The following is a 6,676-nucleotide window of genomic DNA, read 5'->3' on the forward strand; positions in this document are numbered from 1 at the left end:
GCCGCACCGCCGACCCGCCGCCGACCCGCCGCCGAACCGCACCGCCGGCCCACTGTCGGCCGGGCCATCGCCCGCGCTGCCGATCGCCCCGTCGGCAACTCTGTCGGCACCACCGTCGCATTCGTGGCATCGGCAACACAGGCGGGCGCTGTTGTCCTGCCTCGTTGGCCGCGGCGGGAGCGCCTGGCCAGGTAGGGTGAGCCGCGTGAACCGACGAATCTCTCGTGGTGCCAGCCCCGCCACCCCGACCGTGCCCGCGCGACGTCGCGACGCCACGTCCCGCTCCGGCCGGGCGCTGCGCATGGTGGTCGCCGGCTCGGCGCTCGCGCTGACCGTCTCCGGGTGCCAGTACACCTCGGAGATCACGACGATGAAGACGTACGACCCGGGTGACGGCGTCTCGGCGCAGATCGGTGCGCTGCACGTCAACAACCTGCTCGTGATCGCGCAGCAGCAGGGCGGCCCGGGCAACGTGGTGGGTCTGGCGATCAACGGCTCGGGGCAGCCCGAGCGGATCTCGGTCTCCACCGTGCAGGCGGGCCAGCAGGGCGGCGACAGCGGCGCGGCGGCCGTCGACGTGCCCGCCAACGGCACCGCCCAGTTGACCAGCGGCTCCGGCCAGGCGCTGTCCGTGCCCGCGGTGCAGGTGCCGCCGGGGGCCATGGTGCAGCTGCTGGTGCGGTCCAACACCGGCCAGACGGTCGTCGACGCGCCGGTGCTCCCGGCGGAGGGGTACTACGCAAACTACGGGCCCGCCGGAGGCGGTGGCTCCCCCGCCGCGAGCCCGACTCAGTCTCCGGCGCAGTCGCCCACGCAGGCTCCGAACCAGTCGCCGACGCAGCAGCCGGCGCCGACCGCGACCGCCAGCCCGACCGGCTGAGCGCAGATCGGCTGAACGCCACGTCGGCACGACGAAAGCCCGCCCCACCGTCTCGCGATGGGGCGGGCTTTCGTGTCGCCGCGGCAACCGGCCGCGCGGTCAGTCCTCGAACTTGTAGCCGAGGCCGCGCACGGTGACGATGTGCCGCGGGTTGGCGGGGTCGGGCTCGATCTTGGCGCGCAGTCGCTTGACGTGCACGTCGAGGGTCTTGGTGTCGCCGACGTAGTCGGTGCCCCAGACGCGGTCGATGAGCTGCATGCGGGTGAGCACCCGACCGGCGTTGCGCAGCAGCATCTCGAGCAGCTCGAACTCCTTGAGCGGCAACGCGAGCGTCTGCCCGTCGACGGTGACGATGTGCCGGTCGACGTCCATGCGCACGGGGCCGGCGGTGAGGTTGGCGGGTAGCAGCTCCTCGGGCTCGTGCAGCCGGCGCAGCACGGCCTTGATGCGAGCCAGCAGCTCGCGGCTCGAATACGGCTTGGTCACGTAGTCGTCGGCGCCGAGTTCGAGCCCGACGACCTTGTCGATCTCGCTGTCCTTCGCGGTGAGCATGATGACCGGCACCGAGGAGCGTTGCCGCAGCGCGCGGCACACGTCGACCCCGGAGAGCCCGGGCAGCATGAGGTCGAGCAGCACGAGGTCGGCGCCGTCGCGATCGAACTCCAGGAGCGCGTCGGGCCCGGTCTCGGCGACCGCGACGTCGTAACCCTCCTTCGTCAGCAGATAGCTCAGCGGGTCGGAGAACGAGACCTCGTCCTCGACGACAAGAATGCGGGTCATCGACGTACCTCTTCCGAAGGGGTAGGGGTGTGCTGAGGCGGCGTCGGGCCGGGTGGGCCGGACGGTGTGGCACCCCGGTCGCGGGTGGCGGCGGGGGACGTGTCGGGTGGTGCTGCGGGGCCGTGCGAGGCGCTCGGGAGCCGGATCGTGAACGTCGAGCCGTGGCCCTCGGAGCTCCACACGGTGACTTCGCCGCCGTGGTTAGAGCAGACGTGCTTGACGATCGCCAGCCCGAGGCCAGTGCCGCCGGTGGCGCGGGAACGGGCCGGGTCGGCGCGGTAGAACCGCTCGAAGATGCGGTCGAGGTCGGCCGCGGCGATGCCGGTGCCCTGGTCGGCGACGGCGACCTCGATGACGAAGCCGCGGGTGCGCACGGTGACCGCCACGCGGGTGTGCCGCGGCGAGTAGTTGACGGCGTTGGTCAGCAGATTGGCGACGGCGGTGCGCAGCTGGTTGGCGTCGCCGTAGACCCAGGACTGCTCGGCGACGGCCTCGGCGAACACGATGTCGCGCCCCTCGGCGAGCGTGCGCGTGGCGTCGACCGCCTCCCGGGTGACGACGGCCATGTCGACGAGGGTGTCCGGCGGGTCGTCCTGCTGGGTCTGCAGCCGGGAGAGCTCGACGATCTCGGCGACCAGCGTCGAGAGGCGGCGGCTCTCCGCGCCGATCCGGCTCGCGAAGCGCGCCACCGCCTCCGGGTCGTCGGTGGCGTCGACGATGGCCTCGGCGAGCAGGCTGATGCCCCCGACCGGGGTCTTCAGCTCGTGCGAGACGTTGGCGACGAAGTCGCGGCGCACCTCCTCGACCCGGCGGGCCTGGGTGCGGTCCTCGACGAGGAGCAGCACGTGGCGGGCGCCCAGCGGCGCGACCCGCACGTTGAGAGAGAGGGTGCCCTCGCCCATCGGGCCGCGCGGCACGTCCAGGTCCATCTGCCGGATGACGCCGTCGCGCCGCACGCCGCGCACGACCGTGCGCAGGGCGTTGTGGGTGAGGTCGCTGTCGCGGACCAGGCCGAGGGGCACCGCGCTCTGGCTGTGCATGACGACGGTGTCGTTGACGTCCACGGCGATCGCGATGTCGCCGAGCACGGCGAGCACGTCGGCCACGCCGGCGTCGTCGATCTCGTCCGCCGGGTCGCCCGCCAGCGCGGGGCGGGCGCGGCGGGGCTCGGTCTCCGTGGGGCGTCTGCCGGGGCGGCCGGGGTGCAACTGGCGGATCGCGACGAGGCCCAAGACAACCCCGACACACACCGCCAAAACGGCAACTTCCAACCACTCCACGTGTGCAGCGTACGACGCGTTCGCGCAGGTCCATGCCGCGTGCGGGCCCGTGAGGCGGCAGATCGCCCGGACGACAACTACTGTTCATCTGCGCGCGCACACCCGTTCACCAGCAACTGCGAGGGTCTATCCGCCGCGATCCGACTATCCGAGAAGGACACCATGCGCGACTCGTTCCACGAGGACCTCGACCGGATCTCCGACAGGCTGGTCGAGATGACCCGGCTCGTCGGATCCGCGATGTCGAGGTCGACGACGGCGTTGCTCGACGCCGACCTCTCCCTCGCCGAAGGCGTCATCGAGGCGGACCACCTCGTCGACACCATCCGCGACGAGATCGATGAGATGGCCGTTCAGCTCATCGCCCAGCAGCAGCCGGTGGCCACCGACCTGCGCATCGTCGTCACCGCCCTGCACATGGCCTCGAGCCTGGAGCGGATGGGCGACCTCGCCGAGCACGTCGCGAAGGTCGCGCGCCTGCGCTACCCGCAGACGGCCGTGCCCGCCGAAGCCCGCGCGACGATCGTCGAGATGGGTCAACTCGCCGAGCGCATCGTCGCCAAGGCGGGATCCATCATCGCGGCCAAGGACGTCGACGGCGCCAAGGACCTGCACGGCGACGACGACGCGATGGACCGTCTCCACCGCGAGGTCTTCACGATGCTCGTCGGCGACACCTGGAGCGCGGGCACCGAGGCCGCCATCGACATGACGCTGCTGTCGCGCTACTACGAGCGCTTCGCCGACCACGCCGTCTCCGTGGCCCGGCAGGTCGCCTACCTCGTGACCGGCGAGTGGGCCCACCGCCGCGCGATCAACGCCTGACGCTCCCTGAGACGGATTCGGCCGGCGACCCTGATCGGGTCGCCGGCCGTTTCATGGTGCCCGCCGCCGAGATGAGCCGGCGGCGGCAGGCCGGGACGGTCCGCACGGGGGACCGGACCGTACCGGCCCGCCGATCACTTGCCCTGGTTGGCCACGGCCTCGGCGGCCGCCTTCGCCGCCTCCGGGTCGAGGTACTCACCACCGGGCACGGTGGGCTTGAGGTCGTCGTCGAGCGTGTACACCAGCGGCATGCCGGTGGGGATGTTCAGCCCGGCGATGTCGTCGTCGGAGATGCCGTCGAGGTGCTTGACGAGGGCGCGCAGCGAGTTGCCGTGCGCGGCGACGAGCACGATCTTGCCGCTCTTGAGGTCGGGCACGATGTCGGACTCCCAGTACGGCAGCATGCGGGCGACGACGTCCTTGAGGCACTCGGTCTTCGGCATGTCGGCGCCGAGGTCGGCGTACCGCGGGTCGCCGGCCTGGGAGAACTCGTTGTCGTCGGCGATGTCCGGGGGCGGGGTGTCGTAGGAGCGGCGCCACAGCATGAACTGCTCCTCGCCGTACTGCTCCTTGGTCTGCTTCTTGTCCTTGCCCTGCAGGTCGCCGTAGTGGCGCTCGTTCAGGCGCCAGTTGCGCTTGACCGGGATCCAGTGACGGTCGGCGGCGTTGAGGGCCGCGTTGGCGGTGTTGATGGCCCGGCGCAGCAGCGACGTGTGCACGACGTCGGGAAGCACACCGGCCTCCTTGAGCTGCTCACCGCCGGAGACGGCCTCGGAACGGCCCTTGTCGGACAGCTCCACATCGACCCAGCCGGTGAACAGGTTCTTGGCGTTCCACTCGCTCTCGCCGTGGCGGAGCAGTACGAGGGTGTAGGTCATGGCCCCAACCCTAGTCGCGCGCGGCCTCCTGGGCGTCGGAGCCGGACTGCTCCGGTTCGAGAAGGTGCCGGAAGGCCTCGAGGTTGCGCAACGACTCCCCGCGGGAGACCCGCCAGGCCCATTCGCGCCGCATGGAATTGAGAAATCCGAGGGCCAGCAGCTCGTTGAACGGGGTGTCGCTGGCTTCGAGCACCGCGCCGAAGAGCCGGTCGAGCGCGGCGTCGTCGACGGCCTCGATCGGCACGGAACCGACGACGTAGACGTCACCGGAGCCGTCGATCGCGTAGCCGACGTTGCCGGCCCGCATCCGCAGGTTGCGCCCGAGGAGGTAGCGGTAGACCTCCTCGTGGTTCTCGTCGGGGTTGCGCACGACGAACGCGGAGACCGAGACGTCGCGATCGCCGACGAGCAGCGAGACCACGGTCTTGAGCTTCTTCTCCCCCGGCAGCACGACGACGACCTCGCCCGCGCGCCCGCCCGGCTCCGCCTCCAGTTCGTTGACCCGCGCGAACGCGAGCACCCTGTCGACGACGTCGTCCGCGTGCATGGGCCCTCCCTCGGCGGTGCACCGGCGGACCTCGCGCGTCAGCCGGCGGTGCGGTACGCGGCCCGGCGGTGGGCCACCGCCTCACCGTAGACCGCGAGCAGCCGATCCGTCGTGGCGGGCCAGCCGAACCGGGCCGCGTGAGCCACCGCGCGCCGGGACAGCGCCGCGCGACGGGCGGGGTCGGCGAGCACGCCGGCGAGGGCGTCGGCCCACGAGTCGACCTCGTGGTCGGGCACGAGCACCCCACCGCCGACCGCCATCGGCAGGCCGCCGACATCGGCCGCCACGACCGGGGTGCCGCACGCCTGTGCCTCGAGCGCCACGAGCCCGAACGACTCGCTGTGCGAGGGCACCCCGACGACGTCGGCGGCGCGGTACCAGGCGGCGAGTTCGTCTCGGGGTTTGGGCTTCTCGAACCGCACGCGGTCGGCGACGCCGAGATCGCGGGCGAGGTCGGCGAGGCCGGTGGGGTGGTCCAGGCCCGAGCCGCTGGGGCCGCCGAGCACGACGAGCCGCAGTCGGCGGGCCAGCTCGGAGCCGGGGTCGCGCTCGCTGAGACGGGTCAGGGCCTTGACGAGCAGGTCGGGGGCCTTGAGCGGCTGGATGCGACCGACGAAGAGCACGACGAGCTCGTCGGGATCGAGGCCGAGGTGCGCGCGGGCCCGCGCGCGGCCGTCGGGTCCGTCGGGGGTGAACCGGTCGAGGTCGACGCCGGGCGGCACGACCGCGACGCGGGAGGGGTCGGCGTCGTACAGCTCGACGAGCTCGCGGGCCTCGACGTCGGTGTTGGCGATGAGCCGGTCCGCGGCGGCGACGACCTGGGCCTCGCCGATCTCCCGCAGCGCCGGCTCCGGGCGGTCGCCCGCGGCCAGCGAGAGGTTCTGCACGCGGGCCATCGTGTGCATGGTGTGCACGAGCGGCACCTGCCAGCGGTCGGCGGCGAGCCAGCCCACCTGGCCCGAGAGCCAGTAGTGCGAGTGGACGAGGTCGTAGTGGCCCTCCGGGCGGGCCGCGACCGCGCGCATGACGCCCGCGGTGAACGCGCACAGCTGGCTGGGCAGGTCGTTCTTGCCGAGGCCCTCGTACGGGCCGGCGACCACGTGGCGCACGAGGATGCCGGGGGCCAGCTCGACCGTCTCCGGCAGGGAGGCGGTGGTGGCGCGGGTGAAGATCTCGACCTCGACGCCGCGTTCGGCGAGCCTGCGGGCGACTTCGACGACGTAGACGTTGAGGCCGCCGGCGTCGCCGCTGCCCGGCGGGTCGAGGGGCGAGGTGTGCACGGTCAGCATCGCCATCCGCTCGATCGACTCGAGCGATCTGAGGTGGGCCATCACGCCTCCGCTCCGATTCCGCTGGCACCCGCTTGTGTGCAACACCCCGGCGGGCCGGGGGCATTCCCTGGGCGTGCGCGGACGGCGGGCTTGGCGGGCTTGCGCGGGCGGCCGGCTTGCGCGGACGCCGGGCTTGCGCAGGCGGGGCGGGAGCG

7 protein-coding genes are annotated in these 6,676 nt (G+C 72.4%); 2 read left to right on the forward strand and 5 right to left on the reverse strand.

Annotated elements, in window-relative coordinates; all coding sequences use genetic code 11:
* Window positions 1-205: 205 nt before the first annotated feature.
* Window positions 206-880, forward strand: a complete 675-nt coding sequence (locus PINTE_RS19655) for a hypothetical protein (protein WP_157087401.1) — start codon at window positions 206-208, stop codon at window positions 878-880.
* Between the two features lie 99 nt (window positions 881-979).
* Here the strand turns inward: PINTE_RS19655 and PINTE_RS19660 are convergent, their stop codons facing one another.
* Window positions 980-1,660, reverse strand: a complete 681-nt coding sequence (locus PINTE_RS19660) for a winged helix-turn-helix domain-containing protein (RefSeq protein ID WP_068434050.1) — start codon at window positions 1,658-1,660, stop codon at window positions 980-982.
* Window positions 1,657-2,940 carry a sensor histidine kinase gene (locus PINTE_RS19665; protein ID WP_245643071.1) on the reverse strand — a complete coding sequence of 428 codons (1,284 nt, stop codon included), beginning with the start codon at window positions 2,938-2,940 and terminating at the stop codon, window positions 1,657-1,659. Before PINTE_RS19665 ends, PINTE_RS19660 begins: the two co-directional genes overlap by 4 nt.
* A 162-nt stretch (window positions 2,941-3,102) precedes the next feature.
* On the opposite strand from PINTE_RS19665, the gene phoU reads away from it, so the two are divergent.
* Window positions 3,103-3,765 carry a phosphate signaling complex protein PhoU gene (gene phoU / locus PINTE_RS19670; RefSeq protein WP_068434052.1) on the forward strand — a complete coding sequence of 221 codons (663 nt, stop codon included), beginning with the start codon at window positions 3,103-3,105 and terminating at the stop codon, window positions 3,763-3,765.
* A gap of 134 nt (window positions 3,766-3,899) precedes the next feature.
* Here the strand turns inward: phoU and PINTE_RS19675 are convergent, their stop codons facing one another.
* Genes PINTE_RS19675 through mshA form a run of 3 tightly spaced genes read right to left on the reverse strand, consistent with a single transcriptional unit; the run spans window position 3,900 to window position 6,521 of the window.
* Window positions 3,900-4,643 carry a phosphoglyceromutase gene (locus tag PINTE_RS19675; protein ID WP_068434054.1) on the reverse strand — a complete coding sequence of 248 codons (744 nt, stop codon included), beginning with the start codon at window positions 4,641-4,643 and terminating at the stop codon, window positions 3,900-3,902.
* A 10-nt stretch (window positions 4,644-4,653) separates the two neighbouring features.
* Window positions 4,654-5,190: a type III secretion system chaperone family protein gene (locus PINTE_RS19680; RefSeq protein ID WP_068434056.1), complete on the reverse strand. Its 537-nt coding sequence runs from the start codon at window positions 5,188-5,190 to the stop codon at window positions 4,654-4,656.
* Window positions 5,191-5,228: 38 nt separating this feature from the next.
* Window positions 5,229-6,521 (reverse strand): D-inositol-3-phosphate glycosyltransferase, encoded by a 1,293-nt coding sequence (mshA, locus tag PINTE_RS19685; protein WP_068434058.1) that lies wholly within the window; start codon window positions 6,519-6,521, stop codon window positions 5,229-5,231.
* Between the last annotated feature and the right edge of the window lie 155 nt (window positions 6,522-6,676).

The organism is Piscicoccus intestinalis NBRC 104926 (assembly GCF_001515525.1).
Lineage (GTDB): Bacteria > Actinomycetota > Actinomycetes > Actinomycetales > Dermatophilaceae > Kineosphaera > Kineosphaera intestinalis.